The organism is Bacillus sp. CD3-5, assembly GCF_006349665.1.
GTDB classification, from domain to species: domain Bacteria; phylum Bacillota; class Bacilli; order Bacillales; family Bacillaceae_G; genus Bacillus_A; species Bacillus_A paranthracis.
In genome coordinates, this window is record NZ_VEPX01000003.1 from 331680 (window position 1) to 354563 (window position 22884).

The 22884-nt window shown below is 35.0% G+C and carries 28 protein-coding genes and 2 riboswitches; of the genes, 11 read left to right on the forward strand and 17 right to left on the reverse strand.

Annotated elements, in window-relative coordinates; genetic code table 11:
- Nucleotides 1-15 precede the first annotated feature (15 nt).
- From FH036_RS09185 to FH036_RS09195, 3 genes are all read right to left on the reverse strand, one after another.
- The gene (locus FH036_RS09185) at nucleotides 16-1191 is read right to left on the reverse strand and encodes an acetyl-CoA C-acetyltransferase (RefSeq protein WP_139895618.1); all 1176 of its coding nucleotides are present in this window, start codon (nucleotides 1189-1191) and stop codon (nucleotides 16-18) included.
- Nucleotides 1192-1330: 139 nt separating this feature from the next.
- The gene (locus FH036_RS09190) at nucleotides 1331-1780 is read right to left on the reverse strand and encodes an NUDIX hydrolase (RefSeq protein WP_000540524.1); all 450 of its coding nucleotides are present in this window, start codon (nucleotides 1778-1780) and stop codon (nucleotides 1331-1333) included.
- Nucleotides 1781-1888: 108 nt separating this feature from the next.
- On the reverse strand, nucleotides 1889-2182 hold the full coding sequence (locus FH036_RS09195; protein WP_000288327.1) for a DUF3928 family protein: 294 nt from the start codon (nucleotides 2180-2182) through the stop codon (nucleotides 1889-1891).
- 160 nt (nucleotides 2183-2342) lie between these two features.
- On the opposite strand from FH036_RS09195, the gene FH036_RS09200 reads away from it, so the two are divergent.
- A complete protein-coding gene (locus FH036_RS09200; RefSeq protein WP_139895619.1) occupies nucleotides 2343-2960 on the forward strand; it encodes an ImmA/IrrE family metallo-endopeptidase in 618 nt (205 codons plus the stop codon).
- 15 nt (nucleotides 2961-2975) lie between these two features.
- Here the strand turns inward: FH036_RS09200 and FH036_RS09205 are convergent, their stop codons facing one another.
- From FH036_RS09205 to FH036_RS09220, 4 genes are read right to left on the reverse strand one after another with little or no spacing between them, the layout of a single operon-like run.
- Complete coding sequence (locus tag FH036_RS09205; RefSeq protein WP_139895620.1) at nucleotides 2976-3275, reverse strand: DNA-binding protein; 300 nt, start codon at nucleotides 3273-3275, stop codon at nucleotides 2976-2978.
- Nucleotides 3276-3326: 51 nt separating this feature from the next.
- On the reverse strand, nucleotides 3327-4088 hold the full coding sequence (locus FH036_RS09210) for a DUF1129 domain-containing protein (RefSeq protein ID WP_000703256.1): 762 nt from the start codon (nucleotides 4086-4088) through the stop codon (nucleotides 3327-3329).
- 16 nt (nucleotides 4089-4104) lie between these two features.
- On the reverse strand, nucleotides 4105-4869 hold the full coding sequence (locus tag FH036_RS09215; RefSeq protein WP_139895621.1) for a DUF1129 domain-containing protein: 765 nt from the start codon (nucleotides 4867-4869) through the stop codon (nucleotides 4105-4107).
- Entirely contained in the window at nucleotides 4869-5201 is a 333-nt protein-coding gene (locus FH036_RS09220; RefSeq protein WP_070806776.1) for a PadR family transcriptional regulator, read from the reverse strand. Before FH036_RS09220 ends, FH036_RS09215 begins: the two co-directional genes overlap by 1 nt.
- A gap of 195 nt (nucleotides 5202-5396) precedes the next feature.
- On the opposite strand from FH036_RS09220, the gene FH036_RS09225 reads away from it, so the two are divergent.
- Entirely contained in the window at nucleotides 5397-6173 is a 777-nt protein-coding gene (locus FH036_RS09225) for a 3-hydroxybutyrate dehydrogenase (RefSeq protein ID WP_138321180.1), read from the forward strand.
- 30 nt (nucleotides 6174-6203) lie between these two features.
- Here FH036_RS09225 and FH036_RS09230 read toward each other — a convergent pair whose 3' ends face one another.
- The 4 genes from FH036_RS09230 to FH036_RS09245 all read right to left on the reverse strand — a co-directional run bounded on the left by FH036_RS09230 (nucleotide 6204) and on the right by FH036_RS09245 (nucleotide 9841).
- On the reverse strand, nucleotides 6204-6365 hold the full coding sequence (locus FH036_RS09230; protein WP_000393333.1) for a YvrJ family protein: 162 nt from the start codon (nucleotides 6363-6365) through the stop codon (nucleotides 6204-6206).
- 67 nt (nucleotides 6366-6432) lie between these two features.
- On the reverse strand, nucleotides 6433-7494 hold the full coding sequence (gene mtnA / locus FH036_RS09235) for an S-methyl-5-thioribose-1-phosphate isomerase (protein WP_138321178.1): 1062 nt from the start codon (nucleotides 7492-7494) through the stop codon (nucleotides 6433-6435).
- A complete protein-coding gene (gene mtnK / locus FH036_RS09240; protein WP_139895622.1) occupies nucleotides 7491-8672 on the reverse strand; it encodes an S-methyl-5-thioribose kinase in 1182 nt (393 codons plus the stop codon). The genes mtnA and mtnK overlap by 4 nt, the downstream gene beginning before the upstream one ends.
- A gap of 91 nt (nucleotides 8673-8763) precedes the next feature.
- Nucleotides 8764-8905: riboswitch (SAM riboswitch) on the reverse strand.
- A gap of 72 nt (nucleotides 8906-8977) precedes the next feature.
- Nucleotides 8978-9841, reverse strand: a complete 864-nt coding sequence (locus FH036_RS09245) for a carbon-nitrogen family hydrolase (RefSeq protein WP_025991622.1) — start codon at nucleotides 9839-9841, stop codon at nucleotides 8978-8980.
- 14 nt (nucleotides 9842-9855) lie between these two features.
- On the opposite strand from FH036_RS09245, the gene FH036_RS09250 reads away from it, so the two are divergent.
- The 6 genes from FH036_RS09250 to FH036_RS09275 all read left to right on the forward strand — a co-directional run bounded on the left by FH036_RS09250 (nucleotide 9856) and on the right by FH036_RS09275 (nucleotide 14874).
- A complete protein-coding gene (locus tag FH036_RS09250; protein WP_139895623.1) occupies nucleotides 9856-11034 on the forward strand; it encodes a pyridoxal phosphate-dependent aminotransferase in 1179 nt (392 codons plus the stop codon).
- A 64-nt stretch (nucleotides 11035-11098) separates the two neighbouring features.
- A riboswitch (SAM riboswitch) is annotated at nucleotides 11099-11204 on the forward strand.
- Nucleotides 11205-11268: 64 nt separating this feature from the next.
- The gene (gene mtnW, locus FH036_RS09255) at nucleotides 11269-12513 is read left to right on the forward strand and encodes a 2,3-diketo-5-methylthiopentyl-1-phosphate enolase (RefSeq protein ID WP_139895624.1); all 1245 of its coding nucleotides are present in this window, start codon (nucleotides 11269-11271) and stop codon (nucleotides 12511-12513) included.
- Nucleotides 12510-13169, forward strand: a complete 660-nt coding sequence (gene mtnX, locus FH036_RS09260) for a 2-hydroxy-3-keto-5-methylthiopentenyl-1-phosphate phosphatase (RefSeq protein WP_139895625.1) — start codon at nucleotides 12510-12512, stop codon at nucleotides 13167-13169. The genes mtnW and mtnX overlap by 4 nt, the downstream gene beginning before the upstream one ends.
- Nucleotides 13166-13804, forward strand: coding sequence for a methylthioribulose 1-phosphate dehydratase (locus FH036_RS09265; RefSeq protein ID WP_000811326.1), 639 nt, complete (start codon nucleotides 13166-13168; stop codon nucleotides 13802-13804). Before mtnX ends, FH036_RS09265 begins: the two co-directional genes overlap by 4 nt.
- Nucleotides 13782-14294 (forward strand): 1,2-dihydroxy-3-keto-5-methylthiopentene dioxygenase, encoded by a 513-nt coding sequence (locus FH036_RS09270; RefSeq protein WP_139895626.1) that lies wholly within the window; start codon nucleotides 13782-13784, stop codon nucleotides 14292-14294. The genes FH036_RS09265 and FH036_RS09270 overlap by 23 nt, the downstream gene beginning before the upstream one ends.
- Before the next feature lie 304 nt (nucleotides 14295-14598).
- A complete protein-coding gene (locus tag FH036_RS09275; RefSeq protein ID WP_000054670.1) occupies nucleotides 14599-14874 on the forward strand; it encodes a hypothetical protein in 276 nt (91 codons plus the stop codon).
- 38 nt (nucleotides 14875-14912) lie between these two features.
- Here the strand turns inward: FH036_RS09275 and FH036_RS09280 are convergent, their stop codons facing one another.
- The 4 genes from FH036_RS09280 to FH036_RS09295 form a co-directional block, all read right to left on the reverse strand.
- Entirely contained in the window at nucleotides 14913-15245 is a 333-nt protein-coding gene (locus FH036_RS09280; RefSeq protein ID WP_000365613.1) for a DUF3909 family protein, read from the reverse strand.
- A gap of 5 nt (nucleotides 15246-15250) precedes the next feature.
- Nucleotides 15251-16129 carry an NAD(P)-dependent oxidoreductase gene (locus FH036_RS09285; protein WP_000681093.1) on the reverse strand — a complete coding sequence of 293 codons (879 nt, stop codon included), beginning with the start codon at nucleotides 16127-16129 and terminating at the stop codon, nucleotides 15251-15253.
- Nucleotides 16130-16133: 4 nt separating this feature from the next.
- A complete protein-coding gene (locus FH036_RS09290; protein WP_000591952.1) occupies nucleotides 16134-17273 on the reverse strand; it encodes a serine hydrolase domain-containing protein in 1140 nt (379 codons plus the stop codon).
- 90 nt (nucleotides 17274-17363) lie between these two features.
- Nucleotides 17364-18656 carry a GGDEF domain-containing protein gene (locus FH036_RS09295; RefSeq protein ID WP_001023204.1) on the reverse strand — a complete coding sequence of 431 codons (1293 nt, stop codon included), beginning with the start codon at nucleotides 18654-18656 and terminating at the stop codon, nucleotides 17364-17366.
- 332 nt (nucleotides 18657-18988) lie between these two features.
- Between FH036_RS09295 and FH036_RS09300 the strand changes: the two genes are divergently transcribed.
- From FH036_RS09300 to FH036_RS09310, 3 genes are all read left to right on the forward strand, one after another.
- Nucleotides 18989-19606 (forward strand): nitroreductase family protein, encoded by a 618-nt coding sequence (locus FH036_RS09300; RefSeq protein ID WP_000180604.1) that lies wholly within the window; start codon nucleotides 18989-18991, stop codon nucleotides 19604-19606.
- A 290-nt stretch (nucleotides 19607-19896) separates the two neighbouring features.
- Nucleotides 19897-20115, forward strand: a complete 219-nt coding sequence (locus FH036_RS09305) for a hypothetical protein (RefSeq protein WP_000100487.1) — start codon at nucleotides 19897-19899, stop codon at nucleotides 20113-20115.
- Between the two features lie 196 nt (nucleotides 20116-20311).
- Complete coding sequence (locus FH036_RS09310) at nucleotides 20312-20677, forward strand: DUF3915 family protein (RefSeq protein WP_000468018.1); 366 nt, start codon at nucleotides 20312-20314, stop codon at nucleotides 20675-20677.
- 97 nt (nucleotides 20678-20774) lie between these two features.
- Here the strand turns inward: FH036_RS09310 and ptsP are convergent, their stop codons facing one another.
- Together ptsP and ptsH are read right to left on the reverse strand one after the other, a co-directional pair.
- Nucleotides 20775-22487, reverse strand: a complete 1713-nt coding sequence (gene ptsP, locus FH036_RS09315; RefSeq protein WP_070806782.1) for a phosphoenolpyruvate--protein phosphotransferase — start codon at nucleotides 22485-22487, stop codon at nucleotides 20775-20777.
- Nucleotides 22487-22750 carry a phosphocarrier protein HPr gene (gene ptsH, locus FH036_RS09320; RefSeq protein WP_000411079.1) on the reverse strand — a complete coding sequence of 88 codons (264 nt, stop codon included), beginning with the start codon at nucleotides 22748-22750 and terminating at the stop codon, nucleotides 22487-22489. Before ptsH ends, ptsP begins: the two co-directional genes overlap by 1 nt.
- Nucleotides 22751-22884 lie beyond the last annotated feature (134 nt).

A 22884-nucleotide genomic window follows, 5' to 3' on the forward strand; every position in this document is an offset into this window, starting at 1 on the left:
GATTGCTGCTTCTTTTTATAGTGCTTCTATAAATAATGCTACCCCAATACCGCCGCCGACGCATAGAGAGGCAATTCCTTTTTCTAACCCGCGTCTCTTCAATTCATGAATTAAACTTACAGTAATACGAGCTCCTGTACAACCGATTGGATGTCCAAGTCCTACACCACTACCGTTTACATTCACTTTTTCACGATCTAAACCTAGTTCTTTCTCTACAGCTAAGTATTGCGCAGCGAAAGCTTCATTAATTTCCAGTAAATCTGCATCTTCTAATGACCAATCTACTTTTTCTAATCCTTTACGAATTGCTGGTGCTGGTCCAATCCCCATAATTTTTGGATCTACTCCAGCTACTGAATATCCAACAATTCTAGCTAACGGTTGTAAGCCTTTTTCTTTCGCTTTTTCTTCGCTCATTAATACTAGAACCGCGCTTCCGTCATTCAGGCCAGATGCATTCCCTGCCGTTACAGATCCGCCTTTACGGAAAGCTGGTTTTAATCCTGCTAATTTTTCTGCTGTAATGTCAGCACGTGGATGTTCATCCTTCGAAAATACTACTTCTTTTCTACGTTCTTTTATTGTAATAGGAACAATTTGATCGTCAAAATATCCAGACTCGATTGCCTTCAATGCCAATGTATGACTGCGAAGCGCAACTTCATCTTGTTCCTCTCTTGTAATTTCATATTGTTCAACTAAATTTTCCGCTGTTTCCCCCATCATAATATGATGAATTGGATCTTCTAATACTTCCCACACCGTATCACGAATTTCTCCGTGTTGTAGGCGTTGTCCCCAGCGGTGTTGTTTTAATGCATAAGGGCTTGAACTCATTGCTTCTACTCCACCTGCAACGACAACTTCACTTACACCTAATTGAATTTGCATTGCAGCCGACATAATTGCTTGCATACCTGAAGAACATTGGCGTTGGATTGTATAACCTGTAACTGTGTCAGGAAACCCTGCCGATAATGCAGCCGTTCTCGCCGTATTTGCTTCATCAGTTCTTTGAATACAATGACCTAAAATCACTTCATCAACTTCGTGTGGTTCTACCCCGCCTCGTTTTACAGCTTCCTGAAGTACAGGAACAGCTAATTCTACTGGCGTTACATTTTTTAGCGCTCCCCCAAAAGTTCCAATTGGCGAACGAACTGCAGCTGTAATAACAACATTATGCATTTTGCACTTGCCCCTCTCTTATGTACCCTAGTCAGTTTTTAGGTGAAATTCCATAAGATGTATGTCTACACCTATCATACTATAAACATACTAAAAAATCAAAATATTTAATATAATAAAAATAGAAGGAATTAACCTTCTATTCTGTTAATGCATATAGAAATTTTTGTAAAATTTTCTCTGTTGTTTTATTCAAATTCGGTAACTTATCTACTGGAAAATATTGAAGCTGTAATCCTTCATGGTCAAGCCTTAATTCCCCGCTCACATGATGTCCCTGATACAGATGAATGACATTAAAAATTTCATCTCCATTTGGATATTGGAAGTACACTTCTTTTCCCGAAAGAACCCCGATAAATTGCATAATTTTCGCATTTAGTCCCGTCTCTTCAAATAGTTCTCTACGAGCAGTTTCTTCTGTCGTTTCTCCTAGCTCCATCGCTCCACCAGGTACACCCCAATCATATGTATCTGAACGATATTGAAGCAATACTTCTTGATTATCATTTAAGATAATAATTGCTGATCCTACTAGAATAAGCGGCCTTGTACCAACGACTTTGCGTAACTCTTCAATATACCCCAATATGTAAACTCTCCTTTCCTCACCCTCCCTTATCATAACAAAATTTTTCTCCTTTTGTTGATGTAATTTTAAAGAAAAAAAGGAAGCTTTCGCTCCCTTTTTTCACCTTTATTTCTTAAAACTTTCATATTTTACAGCTTCAAAAGCTTCTTCTATTTCATCATTACGATAATGGACATATGTAAAACGCCCTAATTCTACTAATCTTGCTATTTCTTGTAACGCTTTATGTTGCTCATATGTTTCCTCAAGCTTAATATGTACATAAAATTTCATTAAAGGATGTTCATATAAAGGTTCTCCCACCTCTACATATACATCTTCCACCCCTTGTACAACTCTTACATAACTTGCAAATTGATACAGTGCTTCTCTGTCTGAAACGATTTTTAATGTATACATATATTCTCCCCCTTTCCTTTACTATATCAAAAAGACAGCCAAACCATGTTATAGAACTATGAAATTTTTTCGACTTGTAATAAACAAGGCGTTTATCCATACATAGGATCTTTTCCCAACATATATTATAGAAAGAATTTTTTCAGTTGAGGTGTTCCTTATGGATCCATACGTCAATATGTGTATTTGCATTACGCCAGGCGCCGATATTTCTGATGACCGTATTGCAAAAGATTTAGCAGTTGCAGAGTCAATTTGGCACCCGATTACCTTTCAAATTCAAGAAGTAATTGTTTTAAATGAACTCTTCCGTTTTTCTGACCGTGAAATTAGTTATAAAGATTCTATTCAAAGTCAGGAAAAATTAGCATCCTTTTTTCAAACTTGTGTAAATGAAGCTCCTGAATGCGACCTTTACATTTGTTATATTGGCAGTGATTATTTCAAAGAAACAGCAGTAATTGCCTGTGCCTACTCTTTAGCAAAACAACAGCAACTTACAGGGTATATCGTTTTAACAAACTCGGCTGCTCCTATGAAAAATATATATACGCTCGCTCATGAAATTGGTCATATTTTATTTACAAGACGTGTTCATGGAAAACTTACTCACGCAGATCCTCATTCCCCAACTGGCTCGGAGCACCATCCTTCTCCAACAAATCTTATGTATCCGATCGTCCCTCGCCCTGAAAATGTCCATATTCAGTCTCTATTAACGAACGAACAAAAAGCTCTCTCTTTACAAAGCTCTTTATTGCAAAGAAAAAAACAGTAACGATTTTGTTACTGTTTAAAACAATAGATTCCAATCAATAAACCAAATTTCGGCTGCAACGGATGCAAATATATAACTAAACATAAATACAATTACTCTAAAAATCTCTATATAATATTTCTTTGGAAATAATTTTTTGCATATCCAGAGCAGCCCTTTACCTATTAAACCGAAGAACAAAACATAACCTGATGTGTCATCTAATAAAGTATCGAAATAGTCATCGTGTACCTTTTTCGAAAAGGTAGTATATAGCCCAAAAATCGTTAAACCTAAAAATGTAATAGACAATATACCTAGAAATATACTTTGCATATTTGTTCTCCTCTTAATAAAAAATTCAGTTCGTTCGCTATTAATATAAAGCTAGCTTACAGTTTTTTTCTCCTCAATTTTCAAAGACCATCTCATTAATACATATAAACTTCCGTACAGAAGTAACGGCTCTAGCATTCCCCAATATGGGTTGTTCTTCCCTAATTCTTTAAATACAAACATAATGAATAGCGGGACAATAACAGTTAATATCCCAATCCAGCCAAGTATGTATGCTTCTCCAATTAACAGTACTAGCAAGATAACTCCAGCTAGTATATAACTTTGTATAGTCGTTAATTGTAATACAGGTGTCCCATACCATTTATTCATAAACATTAATAATACTAGTAATAAAATCGGTAGCAATGCTGCTACATAAATAATGCTAAATTCTTTTATTTTATTCTTAAATGATGACATTTTAAAAGCAAATATAATTCCTACAATAGTAATCATTAAAACAATTGGGTATCCAATTAATTGTACATTCGTTAATGTAAATTCATGATTTGGGCTTTCAAATAAAATATTTGTAAGTAACCAATATCCCCCTATTCCAATTATCATTCCTAAAATAGTCTTTATACTTCCGCCTTTATCCTTCTCCATCTCTTTCGCTAATTCTTCCGCATACTCTTTTGGTGAATCACCAAATATATCACTTACCGTCTTTCCCTCTTTCTCACCTTCAATTAAATGAAGCTCTGCATCTTCTAAAAAAGCGTCCACATCTTCTTCTTTAATTCCTTTTGTTATTAAATATACTTTCGTATCGATTAAAAACTTTTCTCCTTCTTTAGAAATCTTCATAATAACCCCTCCCTTATTAAACCGTTTCTCTTCTATTCGTCTTCATCATAATTTCAAGGAAAATTAAAATAAATAAACTTCCGTATAAACATATAATCTGAAATAGCATTGGAACAAGGTCTTCTGATGTAAATGTTTTAAACACTAACATAATAGAAAGCGGGATGATTAAATATAAGTTTTTAAACCATCCATTAAAATATATATTTATTGCAACTGTAATGATGAAAATACTACCAGCTAATATATAACTTTGCATTTGGGTGAATATAAACATTTTTGTAGGATAAATCACATCTAATATCGTTACAGCCCCTATTAGAAACATTGGTGCGATTATGACTAACGACCACATAGCAAACCAAGTTTTTGTAAAACTTGTTACAAAGGTCATTTTGCGCAGTAGAAAATTAGGACCTATGACAACTAAAATCAATGACAAACTATACCCCACGCCCTGAATAAGTGACATCTGTAATAATCCGTTATTCACTATTAGGATAGAAGCAATAATCCAAAACGATACGATATTCATTACTGTAAAACCAATTTGCTTCCACGTTTCCTGTCTATCCTTTTCCATCACTTTTACAAGTTCATTTGCATATTCTTTCGGTGAGCTTCCGAAAATTTCTTCTACACTTTTCCCATCACTCTCACCTTCTATTAAATGAAGTTCTGCGTCTTCAATAAAGCTTTCCATATCGCTTTCTTTCACACTCTTTGTAGCCAAAAACAATCTCATATCTAATAAAAATTTTCGTGCTTCATTTGATAACATTATCTTCTTCTCTCCTTCCCTTCAAGTAGACGTTCCACACTACTTTGCATCGCTTCCCAGCGATCCATAAATTCATCCAGTGCATCTTCGCCATCTTCTGTTAACGTGTAATACTTCCGTTTTGGACCAGATGGGGATTCCTTCATTACACTTTTTATGAATCCTTCCTTTTGCATTCGTATTAATAACGGATAAATACTTCCCTCACTCGCCATTGTAAAGCCATACTTTGCTAGCTTCTCACTCATTTCATAACCGTATATTTCACCTTCAGAAATAATAGCAAGTAAGCATCCTTCTAAAATCCCTTTCAGCATTTGACTTGTCGACATAATTCAAATCCTCCTACTATCTTGTTTTACAAGATAGATAAGCGTAAGTATCTTGCTTTACAAAATAGTATAGCAGAGACTATTTTGCAAAACAAGATAGCTAACAATATTTTTCCAAATCTTTGCAGGATTTTCATTATCCACTCTCTAAATAGAGCAATATGAGAACTTTATTACGAAGGGATGTTTTTCATCATGGTTACAAATCGAGTTGTTTTTTTAACAGGTGCTGCAAGTGGTATTGGATATGAAATGGGAAACGCTTTTGCAAAAGAAGGTGCAAAAGTCGTTATTACCGATCGTCTTGAAGAACGTGCAAAAGAAGCTGCTGAACAATTGCAAAAAGAAGGCTTTCAAGCTATCGGCTTAAAATGTGATGTTACATCCGAAGAAGAAATTAAAGCTGCAATTTCCCAAACTGTTACTCATTTCGGTTCATTAGACATATTAATTAATAACGCAGGCATGCAACACGTTTCACCAATTGAAGATTTTCCGACCGAAAAATTCGAGCTACTAATTAAAATTATGCAAATCGCTCCTTTTATAGCAATAAAGCATGCCTTCCCAATCATGAAAAAGCAAAAGTATGGTCGTATTATTAATGTCGCATCCATTAATGGCCTCGTTGGATTTGCAGGGAAATCCGCCTACAATAGCGCGAAACATGGTGTAATTGGATTAACAAAAGTTGCCGCTTTAGAAGGCGCTACTCATGGAATTACCGTTAACGCGCTTTGTCCAGGCTATGTCGATACACCTCTTGTACGCAATCAACTACAAGATTTAGCTACGACACGAAATGTACCACTTGAAAATGTGTTAGAGGATGTCATTTATCCACTTGTCCCACAAAAACGCTTATTACAAGTACAAGAGATTGCTGATTATGCGATGTTTTTAGCGAGCGAAAAAGCAAAAGGTATAACTGGTCAAGCTGTCGTTATCGATGGTGGTTATACTGCTCAATAAAAAATAAAGTTTGCTCACGAAGAGCAAACTTTATTTTTTATTGCGAGGATCATCATACTGTAGTAATTGCCGTGGCAACTTCTCTATTGCAACAATTACCCCATCTAATTTACTTTCAATACGGTGGAGTAAATATAATGTTACAACAATTGGAAACCCTACATTACCTATCATCTTGATCCACTCTTCCATCTTTTTCTCCTCCTTTCATTATATAAATAAGAAAAAAGAACACATTTAGGCATAAAAAAACAAGCTATTATGTATTAGCTTGTTTTTCAAATAATGATGCAATTTCCCGTTTATAATCCCCGCGTATAATACCTTGCTCAGTAATAATACCTGTAATTAATTCATTCGGTGTTACATCAAATGCAGGATTATAAACAGTAGTTCCAACTGGTGCCACCTGTTTCCCAAAAATTTTCGTAACTTCTGTTTCATCTCTTTCTTCAATAATAATTTCTGCACCTGTTTGTTTCGTAATATCAAATGTAGATAGTGGAGCTGCAACGTAGAACGGGATATCGAAATACTTTGCTAATATAGCTAAATTCATCGTTCCGATTTTATTTGCTGTATCCCCATTTGCGACAATTCGGTCCGCTCCTACAATAATTGCGTTGATTTCTTTCGTTTGAATAGCATGAGCTGCCGTATTATCTGTAATAAGTGTTACATCGATACCTGCCTGTTTTAATTCCCAGGTCGTTAAGCGACCGCCTTGTAAAACCGGTCTCGTTTCACATGCATATGCATGTAAATGTACACCTTTTTCTTTCCCAATATAAAACGGTGCTAATGCAGTACCATATCTAGCAGTTGCAATACTGCCAGCGTTACAAATTGTTAAAATGTTATCACCGTCTTTAAAGCATGTTAATGCATGTTCTCCAATACTTCGGCATACCGCTTCATCTTTTTGCTGAATACGAAGCGCTTCTTCTTCTAATATTTTTTGCGCTTCTTTTATTGTAGTAATTTCTTGAATAGATTCTCTCATACGATTGATTGCCCAAAATAAATTGACTGCTGTTGGGCGTGACGTCCCTAAATAGTTACAGTCTCTATTAAACTTCTTTTGAAATTCTTCAATATGTAAAGTAGTATATTTTTTTGATGCAAGCGCCAAGCCAAATGCAGCTACAATTCCAATTGCAGGTGCTCCTCTTACTTCTAGCATGACAATACTTTTCCATACCTCTTCAATCGTCGTTAATGTTTTGTATTCTGTGCTATGCGGCAGCTTTGTTTGATTTAATACTGCAATGGCATCACCTTTCCAACTGACAGACCTCGGAATCGTAACAACTGTACTCATGCTTTTACCCCTCCAGAAACTGTCTGTTGAAATAATGTTCGGAACAGTTGAATATCAGCGTTTTTAGATTCATATTTTATTAGTTCTTTACCTAAGGATAAAGCTTGTTTCTTGGCTTGAATTCTCTTTTCTTTATTTGCTATTTCATCTAAATCAGCTACATGTGCTAAGCCAATTGTTCTTCGGATAAGCTCACATCCAGCAAATCCGACCACATCCGTAAAAATATTTTGCAAAATAATCGGCAACCATTGTTTCTCTTTCGTATATGCTTCTACACCTTCTCCAATCCATAACTTCGTAAAAGTGTCTACGAAATAGCTCCATGTTTTCTCAATATGGAAAAATAGCACACTTCTCTGTTCTTCCTCTCTAGATAGAGCATTTAATAATAGATTTGCAATAAATTGCCCGATGTCAAATCCAAATGGACCGTACGTTGCAAATTCTGGGTCAATCACTTTCGTTTTAGAAGGTGATGAAAAAATACTTCCAGTATGTAAATCTCCATGAATGAGTGCCTCTTTTCTCGTTAAAAATTTATATTTATATTGCGCTACTTTTAGTTTTAAAGTTTTATCACTCCATAGTTCATCTACAGCCAATTGTAACTCCGACTCATAATCATTCGTATCGTAATGCCCAAATGGATCTGTAAACACTAAATCTTCTGTAATTTTGCAAAGGTCTGGATTTACAAATGTACCTTCTAGTACCCTTTTCTCTTCTGACTGTAAACCAAAATCTGAAGTATAAAATAAAACATTCGCTAGAAAACGACCGATATGCTGGGATAGAAGTGGATACTCTTCTCCATCTATTAATCCTTTTCTTGTAATAGTTAATTTGGATAAGTCTTCTATGATTGTTACCGCTAATTCTTCATCATGACTATACACTACCGGCACATATTCCGGCACATACTTTGCAAAAATTTGCAGCGCCTTACTTTCAATCGTCGCTCTTTTTATAGACAACGGCCAGCTCTCACCAACTACTTTCGCATATGGTAATGCTTGTTTTATTATAATAGACTTCTCTCCATCATCTAATTTGAACACGTAATTTAAATTTCCATCCCCAATTTCATGACAAACTACATTTGCTTTCTTTTCAAAATAGCCATGTTCTTTCGCATATTGTACAGCGGTTACTTCTGTTAATGAATAATATCCCATCGTCTTCTCCCCCTTTTTTTAATTCAGAGGTTTTTCTAACACAGAAAAACCTCTTTCCACTAAGAAAGAGGTTTGAAGTTTATCTTCTCCCCTCTTATCTGCCAGAAAGTTTTACTTTCTGCTGGAATTAGCACCGTGCCTTTTGGCGTCATAAACGCCCCATTTCACAATGGTATTACGGTCGGTTGCTGGGCTTCATCGGGCCAAATCCCTCCACCTGCTCTTGATAAGAGTTGTATAATTTTTTAGAATTTTTAACTTTATGTTGAAGACTATACCAAGAATAAAAATCACTTGTCAACATTTTATTTGTATAATTCTGGACGTCGATCTGCAAAAACTGGAATTCCTTTGCGTACTTCTTTAATTTTCTCGAATGTAAGCTCTCCAAATAGAATTGATTCTTCTTCATTCGCTTCTACAACAACTTCACCCCAAGGATCGACAATTAAAGAATGGCCAGCAAACTCATTATTCGGATCCTTCCCTGCCCTATTACACGCTACAACATAACACTGATTTTCAACTGCTCTTGCTTGTAATAGTAAACGCCAATGCGCTAAACGAACTAATGGCCATTCAGCTACAACAAATAAAACTTTTGCACCTTTAGCAGTATGAACGCGCATCCACTCCGGAAAACGAATATCATAGCAAATGGTGCCGGCGCACTCTACATCATCTAACTTAAATTCACCAGTACGATTTCCAGCGATTAAATATTTATGTTCATCCATAAGCTGAAATAAATGCACTTTACTATATTCATTGACTAGTTCTCCTTTATTTGTTACAACATACATTGTATTTGTAACACCTTGTTCCGTTTGCTTTGCTATAGAACCACCAACAATATGTACACCATATTGTTTCGACCATTCTATCAACTTTTCTTTCGTTTCCAATCCATCCCTATCTGCAATTTCAGAGAGTCTCGTTAAATCATAACCTGTTGTCCATAGTTCTGGTAAGACGATGACATCTGGTCTTTCCTTCATCGCTTCACTTATTTTATTTTTAGCATTCTCAATATTTTTTTCTACATCTCCAAAGACAATATCCATTTGAATACATGCGACTTTCATTTTTTCAGCCCCATTCTTATTTTTTTCTTTACAAAATACTGGAAAGATTATATCATTTGTCACTAGAATTGTAACAACTTTCAAAAGAGGTGGAAAGTATGAAATCATTTCAACCTTCTGAGATAGTAACATCATTGCCAACACAATTTTTCGCTTCACTTGTTGCAAAAGTTAACAAAGTTGTAGCAGCTGGTCACGATGTTATTAATCTAGGTCAAGGTAATCCAGATCAACCAACACCGCAGCATATCGTAAAAGCTTTGCAAGATGCTGCAGAAAAGACCATTCATCATAAATATCCGCCATTTCGCGGACATGAAAGCTTAAAAGAAGCCGTGGCAACATTCTATCAACGTGAATATGATGTAGTAGTAAATCCGAAAACTGAAGTTGCTATATTGTTTGGTGGAAAGGCTGGATTAGTAGAATTACCAGTTTGCTTTACAAACCCTGGTGATACAATTCTCGTTCCCGATCCAGGCTATCCAGATTATTTATCAGGAGTTGCTTTAGCGAAAGCACAATTTGAAACAATGCCGCTTATTGCAGAAAATAAGTTTTTACCAGATTATACAAAAATTGATGAATCTATTGCCGAGCGTGCAAAATTAATGTTTTTAAACTACCCAAATAACCCTACAGGTGCTACTGCATCAAAAGATTTTTTTGATGAAACAATTCATTTTGCCAATAAACACAATATATTAGTTGTTCATGATTTTGCCTATGGTGCTATAGGGTTCGATGGTCAAAAGCCAGTTAGTTTCTTACAAGCAGACGGTGCTAAAGATACAGGAATTGAAATTTATACTCTATCGAAAACTTTCAATATGGCTGGGTGGCGTATCGCTTTTGCAGTAGGGAATGAAAGTGTCATTGAAACCATTAACTTATTACAAGATCATATGTATGTTAGTATTTTTGGTGCAGTTCAAGATGCTGCCCGCGAAGCACTATTAAGTTCGCAGTCTTGCGTAATAGACCTTGTAAATAGTTATGAATCTCGAAGAAACGCTCTTATTTCAGCTTGTCACTCAATTGGTTGGAATGTAGACATTCCAACAGGATCATTTTTTGCATGGCTTCCTGTTCCAAAAGGATATACTTCTGAGCAATTTTCTAATATTTTACTAGAAAAAGCACATGTCGCAGTTGCTCCTGGTGTTGGATTTGGTGAGCATGGCGAAGGGTATGTCCGTGTTGGTCTCTTACATACAGAAGATAGGTTAAGAGAAGCCATTCATCGAATTGATAAATTAAATTTTTTCAAAAAGTAATTGACAACATGAAAAATATCTGACAAAATTCAGTTATCTTAAAAATTTAAACATTTCTAAATACTTCTTATCAAGAGCAGGTGGAGGGACGAGCCCGACGAAACCCGGCAACCGATCTACAATTGTAGACACGGTGCTAATTCTCGCAGCATTACGCTGACAGATAAGGAGCTGGTTGTAAAAAAACCTCTCCTTAGCTGAGAGGTTTTTTTATTTAACTAGGAGGTTATAACAATGAGCGGAATTATAGCGACATATTTAATCCATGATGATTCACATAACTTAGAAAAAAAAGCTGAGCAAATTGCACTCGGTTTAACAATTGGCTCTTGGACACATTTGCCACATTTATTGCAAGAACAATTAAAACAACATAAAGGCAACGTCATTCATGTTGAGGAATTAGCTGCACATGAACATACCAATTCGTATTTACGTAAAAAAGTAAAACGCGGAATTATTAAAATTGAATATCCGTTATTAAATTTCAGTCCAGATTTACCAGCAATTTTAACAACTACATTCGGAAAGCTATCACTTGATGGCGAAGTAAAATTAATTGACTTAACTTTTTCAGACGAGTTAAAAAAACAGTTTCCTGGTCCAAAATTCGGGATAGATGGTATTCGAAATCTTTTACAAGTACATGATCGTCCCCTTTTAATGAGTATTTTTAAAGGAATGATTGGACGAAATATTGGGTATTTAAAAACGCAATTACGCGATCAAGCAATTGGTGGTGTAGATATCGTAAAAGATGATGAAATATTATTTGAAAATGCATTAACACCACTTACGAAACGCATCATATCTGGAAAAGAAGTTTTACAATCCGTATATGAAACGTACGGACATAAAACGTTATATGCCGTAAATTTAACAGGACGAACTTTTGATTTAAAAGAAAATGCGAAACGTGCAGTGCAAGCTGGAGCCGATATTCTATTATTTAACGTATTCTCTTACGGACTAGATGTACTACAATCACTTGCAGAAGATGATGAAATCCCAGTTCCTATTATGGCACACCCTGCTGTAAGTGGTGCTTATTCTGCATCTAAGTTATATGGAGTTTCATCTCCATTATTACTCGGAAAGCTACTCCGTTATGCTGGGGCTGACTTTTCATTATTCCCATCTCCATACGGAAGTGTTGCGCTAGAAAAAGAGGAAGCTCTTGCTATCTCAAAATATTTAACTGAAGACGATGCATGTTTCAAGAAGAGCTTTTCTGTTCCGTCTGCTGGTATTCACCCTGGTTTCGTTCCCTTTATTGTACGAGATTTCGGTAAAGATGTTGTGATTAATGCTGGTGGCGGAATACATGGACATCCAAATGGGGCGCAGGGCGGCGGTAAAGCTTTCCGTGCTGCAATTGATGCTACTTTGCAAAATAAACCACTCCATGAAGTAGATGACATAAATTTGCATAGCGCACTACAAATATGGGGAAATCCCTCTCATGAGGTGAAATTATGAGTATTCAAATATTTTGTGATTTCGATGGCACGATTACAAATAATGATAACATTATGTCCATTATGGAAAAATTCGCACCACCAGAAGCTGAAGAAGTAAAGAATAGAATTTTATCACAAGAGCTATCTATTCAAGAAGGTGTTTCTCAATTATTTCAATTCATACCTACTAATCTGCACGATGAAATTATTCAATTTTTAATAGAGACTGCTGAAATCCGTAATGGTTTTCATGAATTTATACAATTTGTAAATGAAAATAATATTTCCTTTTATGTTATATCAGGTGGAATGGATTTCTTCGTCTATCCACTCTTACAAGGACTCATTTCGAAAGAGCAAATTTACTGTAATAAAACAGATTTTTCAAATGAATACATTACGGTGAATTGGCCTCATCCTTGTGATCATCATTGTCAAAATCATTGCGGATTATGTAAATCATCACTCATCCGTAAATTAAGTGATACGAATGACTTCCATATTGTAATTGGAGATTCAATTACTGATTTACAAGCTGCGAAACAAGCGGATAAAGTGTTCGCTCGTGATTTCCTTATTACAAAATGTGAGGAAAATCATATTTCTTATACACCATTTGAAACATTTCACGATGTTCAAGCTGAATTAAAACATTTGTTGGAGGTGAAATTATGAAACAACTTTTTCGTCAATGGTATGACTTAAGCGAGATAAAAAAAGAATTAACGACACGAAATTGGTTTCCAGCAACGAGTGGTAATATTTCTATAAAGGTTAGTCATGAACCACTCACTTTTCTCATTACAGCAAGTGGTAAAGATAAAACAAAAACGACTCCAGATGATTTTCTATTAGTAGATCATCTAGGTGTTCCCGTATTAGAGACTGAATTACGCCCTTCAGCAGAAACAATCTTGCATACACATATTTATAACAATACGAATGCCGGGTGCGTCCTTCATGTTCATACAACCGATAACAATGTTATCACAAATTTATATAGTGATGCAGTCACACTTCAAAATCAAGAAATTATTAAAGCTCTCGATATTTGGGAAGAAGATGCAACAATTCACATTCCTATTATCGAAAACCATGCTCATATCCCAACGCTTGGAGAAAACTTCCGCAAGCATATACAAGGAGATTCGGGGGCAGTATTAATCCGTAACCATGGTATTACCGTATGGGGCCGAGATAGCTTTGATGCAAAGAAAAGATTAGAAGCTTATGAGTTTTTATTCCAATTTCATATAAAACTATTATCAATTCAAGGAGGCGTTTCTAATGGCGCAAATTCGTATTCATGAAATAAATACTCGCATTGAAAATGAAGTGGAAGTATCAAAATTTCTACAAGAGGAAGGCGTTTTATATGAGAAATGGAATATTTCCAAACTTCCTACTCATTTAAAAGAAAATTACTCATTAACAGATGAAAACAAAGCTGAAATATTAGCTGTGTTTTCAAAAGAAATTGCTGATGTTTCAGCACGCCGAGGTTATAAAGCACATGATGTAATTTCACTTTCAAATAGCACACCTAACCTTGACGAATTATTAATTAATTTTCAAAAAGAACACCATCATACTGATGATGAAGTTCGCTTTATTGTTAGTGGGCATGGCATCTTTGCCATTGAAGGGAAAGATGGGATATTCTTTGACGTTGAACTTGAGCCAGGCGATCTCATATCTGTTCCTGAAAATGCAAGACATTATTTTACCTTGCAAGATGATCGTCAAGTTGTAGCTATTCGTATTTTTGTTACAACTGAAGGCTGGGTTCCAATCTATTAAGGTAGTTAGTTGAATAAAAGGCCTTGGACCCCCTTTTCCAACCTTTTATTCACTCTACATATATACATCCTCCTATGGAACAGGCTTATTTCATTTTGAAATAAGCCTGATTTTTTATGGTTCTAACCGTATTATTCCTTCTTTTCAGTACAATCTCTCCCTTCAATTTTTCAAGTATATTTATTAAGACTTTTTGAACATTTATTGAACTTTTTTTGAACTTTTTCTGAAAATTCTGTTTTATGTATGATATACTACAATTAACTAAGAAGGAAAAGAAAATCGCAAACAGAGGGGGAGAATCATGAGTTTACTTATCGCACTTATACTAGGGGTTACGTGTGGAGCACTTCCTATTATTCTAGGAGCTATTATGGAAGAGTTAGAAGTTGGTGTTTTAGGTTTTGTTGCATCTTGTGTAAGCGCTTTACTTTTTGGTTTATTCGGTGCTATTCCTGTTTCAATTCTCTGTGCATTTTATATAGTACGCCATGCTCGTACAAAACAATTCGGTCCTAATCACATCGCGCAAGTTATTCCATTCCCAATTGAACGATGCCGCCGGGCTTCTAGCTTATAATTACAAAATTAAAAATAAAAGTCCTCAAATGAGGACTTTTATTTTTTTTCTTCTAGAAATTGAAACAATTCTTGTAGGTGCAAAGCGTCTTCACTATAGCTAACAGATACATGATATATACCATCAATCTCCGCTTCCATGTAAAGGTCAACTCCATCTCGATCATATTTCAATGCCAAATAAAATTCCATTTCTTCTAGCATCTTTTTTGAAGTTCGAATAACATAATGCCCTTTCTCATCTCTTCCATATTCGAAATTCGGTTCAAAATCATATTTTTGTTTAAAAGCTTCTTTTTGTTTTTCATTAATTTGTATACATGTTGCTCTTTGTACAGTATCAATCATCTCATCAAATTTTTGAAGATCCATCTCATTTACCCCCTTACATATTTTTTGTATAACACTTGTGTTCCGCTATTTTCTTCCCCATCTTTTATTAGCTCTTCATACAATTCCTTCGCCAAACTTAAACCTGGTACTGGTAATTGTAATCTTTCAGCCTCATCTAACGCGATCTTCATATCTTTCATAAAATGCTTTACATAAAAACCTGGTTCAAAATCTCCCTTTAACATTCGAGGAGCTAAATTACTTAATGACCAGCTACCTGCTGCTCCCGTTGAAATACTCTCCAATACTTTATCAGGATCTAATCCAGCCTTTTTCGCATAAGCAACAGCTTCACATACTCCAATCATATTAGAAGCAATCGCAATTTGATTGCACATTTTTGTATGTTGTCCACTTCCAGCAGGCCCTTGCAACTGAATATTTGTTCCTAGTTTTTCAAATAACGGTAAACATCTATCATATATTTCTTTCTCTCCACCGACCATAATTGCGAGTCTTGCTTCTTTCGCACCAACGTCTCCTCCAGATACAGGTGCATCTAACGTATATACATTCTTACTTTTACCAGTTTCATTAATACGTTTTGCCAATGTTGGTGTAGATGTCGTGAAATCAATTGCAATCGTGCCTTCATTTGCATTCTCCAAAATTCCATCTATCCCAAAGTACACTTCTTCTACATCATGTGGATACCCAACCATAGTCATTACAACATCAACTTGCTTTACTAACTCTTTCGGTGTATCACACCAATTTGCACCATCTTGCACTAAAGAGTCTGTTTTCGATTTTGTTCTATTATATATATATACTGTATGACCGTCTTGCATGAAATGACGCACCATACTTTTTCCCATTACACCAATACCAATGAAACCAATTGATACATTTTTATGTTTCATTTTCTCATCCCCTTTGTTCTAATAAATCACTTACCATCTTTCGGAAATCTTTATTGAAGTCATCATCCATACTATTTTTCACATTTGAAAATAAAATAACAAAAATCCCTTTTTCTTTATTAAAATTATTGAAAGTGTTCCAACCAGATAGTACACCATGATTATGAAAATAATCCGGATATATGTAAAAACTAAATGCATATTTTCGTTCTGTTGAAGGTGAAAACATCGCTTGTATACTTTGTTCAGAAAGAAGTTTTCCATTTATAATTGCTTCGTCTAATTTCTTCATATCTCCAACTGTCGTATACATCTCACCACAACCATATAGCCAATCCATGCCTACCTTCTGCGCTGGTACAAGCTCTTGATTTTTTTTCACATAACCCTTTGTAAAATTTTTATCTCCAGGTACCATATTTCCCATACCAGATTCATGCATATCTGCTTTTGTAAATATATTTTCTTTTATATAATCTCCTAAAGGTTTTTTCGATATATGTTCTATTATATAGGCAAGCACCATATAATTATAATCTGTATATCTCCAACCTGTTCCTGCAGGAAATTCTAAATTTTGACGTCCAATCCAATTCATTAACTGTAAACGGGAAGCAGCATTAACATTGCCTTTTGCGTGTTCAGGTAAACCAGAGGTATGCGTTAATAAATGATATAACGTAATATTTTTATTCTCCGGAAATGAAGGAATATATTTATTTACATTATCTTGAATATTTAGCTTACCTTGATCCTGCAGTTGTAAAATAGATGTAGCCACAACTGTTTTCGTAATAGAACCGATACGATATTTTGTGTGAGGCGTATTTTCTATTTTATTTTGAACATCAGCATACCCATATCCTTTATTCAATATAACATGCTCTTTGTCTGTTACCAAAACTGTTCCATTGAATTGCTTTCCGACTAAATATTGATCTAATTTTTGAGATATGCTAGCGTAATCAATTTGCTTTTCTTTTTTTTCTTCTTCTATATTCTCTTGTACTTCTGATTCAACAGCAGGATTCACCTTAGTTGTTAATTCTTTATTTTCCTTTATATTAGAATTATAGAGAAAATAGTATACTCCTCCACAAACTACTGCACATATTGAAACTATCATCATTATTTTTTTTATCATTTTGTTCCTCCATAATTCCTTCGTTCAAAATCCCCCCTACACTCTATTATCAAGTAATAAAAAAAAATCGCAACAATTTGTTGCGAAAAATCACTTTTTTTCTTTTCTATATACACACACTTGATTTTTCCCATTTTTTTTCGCTTCATATAATGCAATATCCGCTCGTTGCATTAATTCTTCTCTTGTAATCCCTTTTTCATATAATGCAACTCCAAAGCTCGCTGTTAATTTCGAAATTCCTGAGAATTGCTTTGTTTCAATGAAAAATCGTAATGATTCCGCAACTTGAAATGCTTCTTTTTCTACTGTATTCGTTACTAAAATAATAAATTCTTCTCCTCCCCACCTAGCAAATACATGTTGCTGCTCCACTTTAGATTTCATGAGCTCTGCAAGCTCAATTAATGCTAAGTCACCAAAATCATGGCCATACGTGTCATTTACTGCTTTAAAATTATCTATATCAAATAAAATAAGTGCTATGTTTTCATTATTACGCATCGCATTATCCCATTCTGCCTCGAGTATTTGTTGGAATTTCAAACGATTATAAATCTCTGTTAACGAATCTATCATAGCAAGTCTTTCTTGTTCTTGATAGATTTCATCTAATTCGGTAATCTCTGTACACTTCACAATAAATCTTGATAAATCTTCTGGCAATGGTGTCGCACGCAATAAAAAAGTTGACACTTCCCCTTCATAGTTGGACATCTTAATTCGTCTATCATATGATAATGTATCATCTAACCATGTTATATCATGAGTTGTTGAATAGTATCCATTTTCTCTAATAAGATGTTCAGCAAATACTAAATGTTGCTCACGATAAGCAAACAAATTTTCATATCCGAAAAACTCTAAAAAATTTGTATTACAATCAACAATCTCATCGTCTTCTACTATAAATAATAGATCATTTCGAAAATCAAACATCGTTTGAAGTAGTTCTTGTTGCAAACTTACTTGCCGCACTAAAGAAAGCTGATATAAACTTTTATTTACTTCCTCTAACACCATTTGCGGAGTCACAGGGGCTATCACAATATTACGTATTCCTAACGTAAGCACCTCTGCAAACTCGCTTGTTATTTGTTGATCCCAAATGACAATAAATGTACTCTGTGGATTATACATATTCTTTATATATTTTATTTGAGAAAAATCTGTTACATACATAATTACAATATGTGGTTTAGTCCTCTGAAATAATACTTCTCCTTCTTCAAAACTATTTGCTATAAACATACATTTTGGATGGATATTTTCTATCGTTTGTTGATGTGTGCATCCATTTTCTATATAAAGGACATTTAACTGAAGATCTTGTAATACATTTTGGAAAACCGTATTCTCTAATAAAAAATGTAGTATGTTCATCACTAGTCTTCACTCACTTCATATATCTTGTTCTACAGAATTCCTCACAAACATTTTATAAAAAACTGTTCTCTAAAAACTTTAATGAGTGAGGGATACATGTTAACAAGCTAATTGAGAATGTTATCTTTGCTTTTTCACTCTATAAATTCCTTTTTTAGTGTATGATTATAGGAATTGTATCGTTTGTATGAATGCCCTAGCTTCCGCTTGAAAACTTGACAATTAAAATAAAGATATTATATTCTTAAATTCGACAACTTACAAAATGTAAGTAGAATATATTACATGTATTTTTTTCATAATTTGATATGTAATTTGGAGGATATATAATGACAAACGAAAACTTTTTTAATGTTTTATATGAACGCACATCTACACGTGCATTCAACCCAGAGAAAGAAATTTCATCTACAGAGTTACACGAGATTTTAAAGGGAGCTGCTCAAGCACCTTCTGCTTGGAATTTACAGCATTGGAAATTCCTTGTATTCCAAGGTGAAGATGTACAGAAACGATTACATCCAATTGCTTATAACCAACAACAAATTCTTGATGCTTCTGCTGTAGTCGCTATTTTAGGTGATTTAGAAGCTTATAAAAACGTTGAACCCGTTTATGGTCCAATTGTAGAACAAGGATTTATGAAAGAAGAAGCAAAAGAACGCTTAGCTAAAAATATTGAGTCTGCATATGCCCGTGAGCAATTCCCAAGAGATGCAGCCTTTTCAAATGCATCTTTAGCAGCAATGCAACTTATGCTTGCAGCTAAAGCAACTGGCTGGGATACTTGTGCGATTGGTGGTTTCAACCCACAAGCACTTACAGAAGAATTCAATGTTTCATCTCGCTACGTACCAATTATGCTTATTACAATTGGGGAATCAACTTTAAAAGGCCATCCTGCACCACGAATGAGCGTAGAACAAGTGAGTGAATGGGCAAAATAATAAAGTGAAACTTGAATCAGTGTGAGGGTCTTACTGCCCTTTCATACGAATAAAAAAGAAACGAAGGTAATTTCATTACCTTCGTTTCTTTTTTTATTCTGTCACACATCCGTAATACTAAAATGTATGATTCGACATCCACACATAAAAAACAGTAAATTTCATGCTATTCGCATACATATAAATGACGTTTCGTGTCGAATTTTGTTAAAGTATCGAAATATAACCGTGTGTTTTTGTTACAATTATGATACAATGATAACAAATAGATAACAAGAGAGGGATTTTCATTGAGTTCATACGGAAGCTTTATTGCACTTTTATGTTACATAGTAACTGTACTGCTTCTATATTTTATTGGCGATGCTGCAAATATTTCAGTTTTACAATTTCCAAAAGAAGAAGCATTCCAATTAGAATCAGAAAAACATACTGCACGATCCATTGTACCGCTACTGTTAGCTCTTCCTGTATATATCATCGTTTTATATAAAAGCAAAAAAGTGTAAAGGCTACCTATTTCATTCATTTCGGTGGTCTTTACACTTTTTTGTGATATCTATCCTATTTTAAACATCATTCCGTAATAAACACCCAGCTAGTCTTTTAAAATGAGAAATTCCCCTAGAAAAAATTCCACTCTCTGTCCAGTCACTCACTACCGAACTTACATAGATTATAAGTGTGAAGGGGGTGATGAGGATTATGTTTGGATCATTTGGATGCTGTGATAACTTTAGAGACTGTCATCATCATGAAAGAGAGTGCAGACATCATGAGAAAGAGAAAGAGAGAGAAGTAGTTAGACCACAACAACCAGCTGTATGTAACGTACTTGCTAGCATTTCAGTTGGAACAGAGCTTTCTCTATTAAGCGTTAAAGGTGTTGGATCTTTCAACAATGTAATTTTTGAAGGTTTCTGTAACGGTGTTGCTCTTTTCTCTGCTTTAGCTCGTAATGACAAAGATAACAAAGATAACAATAAAGACGATAAGCACAATCAAAACCGAAATACTTTTACTGGTATTTTACGTGTATGCCCAGCTGATATCGTTGCTGTCGCTATCTAATTTTGTTCCTTATCTTCAAGAGTAAGAAAATAAGTTTTACTTTTCTCATAGAAAAAACCTGAGACCGATTTCAAATCGACTCAGGTTTTTTTATTGATTATATACTTTTAACTAGTTCAACAACTTCTTCAGCAGTTGACATCATTAATGCTTTTTCTGCTAATGTTTCCATTTCTGCTTTTGACAACTTGCTTAGTTGTGTTCTTGCAGGAAGAATAGATGTTGCACTCATACTGAACTCATCTAAACCTAATCCTAATAATAATGGGATAGCAAGTGAATCGCCCGCCATCTCACCACACATACCAGCCCATTTGCCTTCTTTATGAGCAGCATCGATAACCATTTTTACAAGACGTAAAATAGATGGGTTATATGGTTGGTATAAGTAAGATACTTGTTCGTTCATACGGTCTGCAGCCATTGTGTATTGAATTAAGTCGTTTGTTCCGATAGAGAAGAAATCAACTTCTTTTGCGAATTGATCTGCTAATACTGCTGAAGCTGGGATTTCAACCATCATACCAACTTCAATAGAATCAGAAACAGTTGTACCCGCTTCTACAAGTTTTGCTTTCTCTTCTAATAAGATCGCTTTCGCTTGACGGAACTCATCAAGAGTTGCAATCATTGGGAACATAATTTTTAAGTTACCGTATACGCTAGCACGAAGTAATGCACGAAGTTGTGTACGGAACACATCTTGCTCATCAAGACATAAGCGAATTGCACGGTATCCTAAGAATGGGTTCATTTCTTTTGGTAAATGTAAGTATGGAAGCTCTTTATCTCCACCGATATCAAGTGTACGAACAACAACAGGTTGACCTTCTTTTACACCTTCAAGAACTGCTTTATACGCTTCGAACTGCTCTTCTTCTGTTGGAAGATTATCACGGCCCATGTATAAGAATTCTGTACGGTATAAACCAACGCCTTCTCCGCCATTATCGATAATACCTTGTACATCATTTGGTGTTCCGATATTTGCAACAAGCTCAACGTGATGTCCATCACTTGTTACAGTAGCTTGGTCTTTTAATTTTGCCCATTCAGCTTTTTGCTCTTCAAATTTCGCTTTCTTTTCTTCAAACGAGCGAAGAGTTTCTTCTGATGGATTAACAATTACTTCTCCATCTAAACCATCGATGATTACGATATCGCCGTTTTGGATTTTCTCCATAACAACTTTCGCACCAACAACAGCTGGAATTTCCATAGAGCGAGCCATAATTGCAGAGTGAGATGTACGTCCACCGATATCAGTTGTAAAACCTTTTGCATACTTACGGTTTAACTGAGCTGTATCAGATGGTGTTAAATCTTCAGCAATAATGATTACTTCTTCAGAAATTGTACCAGGATTTGAGAAGTTAATGCCTAGTAAATGTGCAAGAACACGTTTTGTTACGTCACGAATGTCCGCAGCACGTTCTTTCATATATTCGTTATCCATGTTTTCAAACATAGAAATAAACATTGATGCAACTTCATCCATTGCAAATTCAGCATTTACTTTTTCACTATTTACTTTATCTTTTACTGGGTTTACTAGTTCTGGATCATTTAACACTAATAAATGTGCTTCAAAGATCGCAGCTTTGTCAGCACCTAGCTCAGCAAAAGCGTGGTCCTTAATAGCTTCTAATTCAGTTTTTGCTTTCTCAAGCGCAGCTTCTAAGCGTGCAATTTCTGCAGCTTCGTTTGTAATTGATTTCTTTTCGATGTTAAATTCAGGATTTTCAAGTCTGAAAGCCTTTGCAATAGCAATCCCACTTGATGCAGCGATCCCTTGGATGTTAAGAGTCATTATTCTCCTAATCCTTCGTTTTTCATAGTTTCTTCGATAGCTGCTAGTGCTTGAGCTGCATCATCACCATTTGCAGTGATTTTAATTTCTGCGCCTTGTTGAATACCTAAAGACATAACGCCCATGATTGATTTTAAGTTAACGTTCTTTCCGTTATACTCTAAGTTAATGTCAGAACCAAATTTGCTTGCAGTGTTTACAAGTAGAGTTGCTGGACGAGCATGAATTCCTGAGTCGCTAGTTACTTTAAAGATTTTTTCCATGATAATTTATCTCCTTTAAATTACAGTATTTTTTAGTTGTATAGACGTGAGTACTACATCATCTATTGTATATAATAGGCGATGTTCGGTCAACCACATCGCCTATTATAATTATAAACATTTTGCGTCAAATT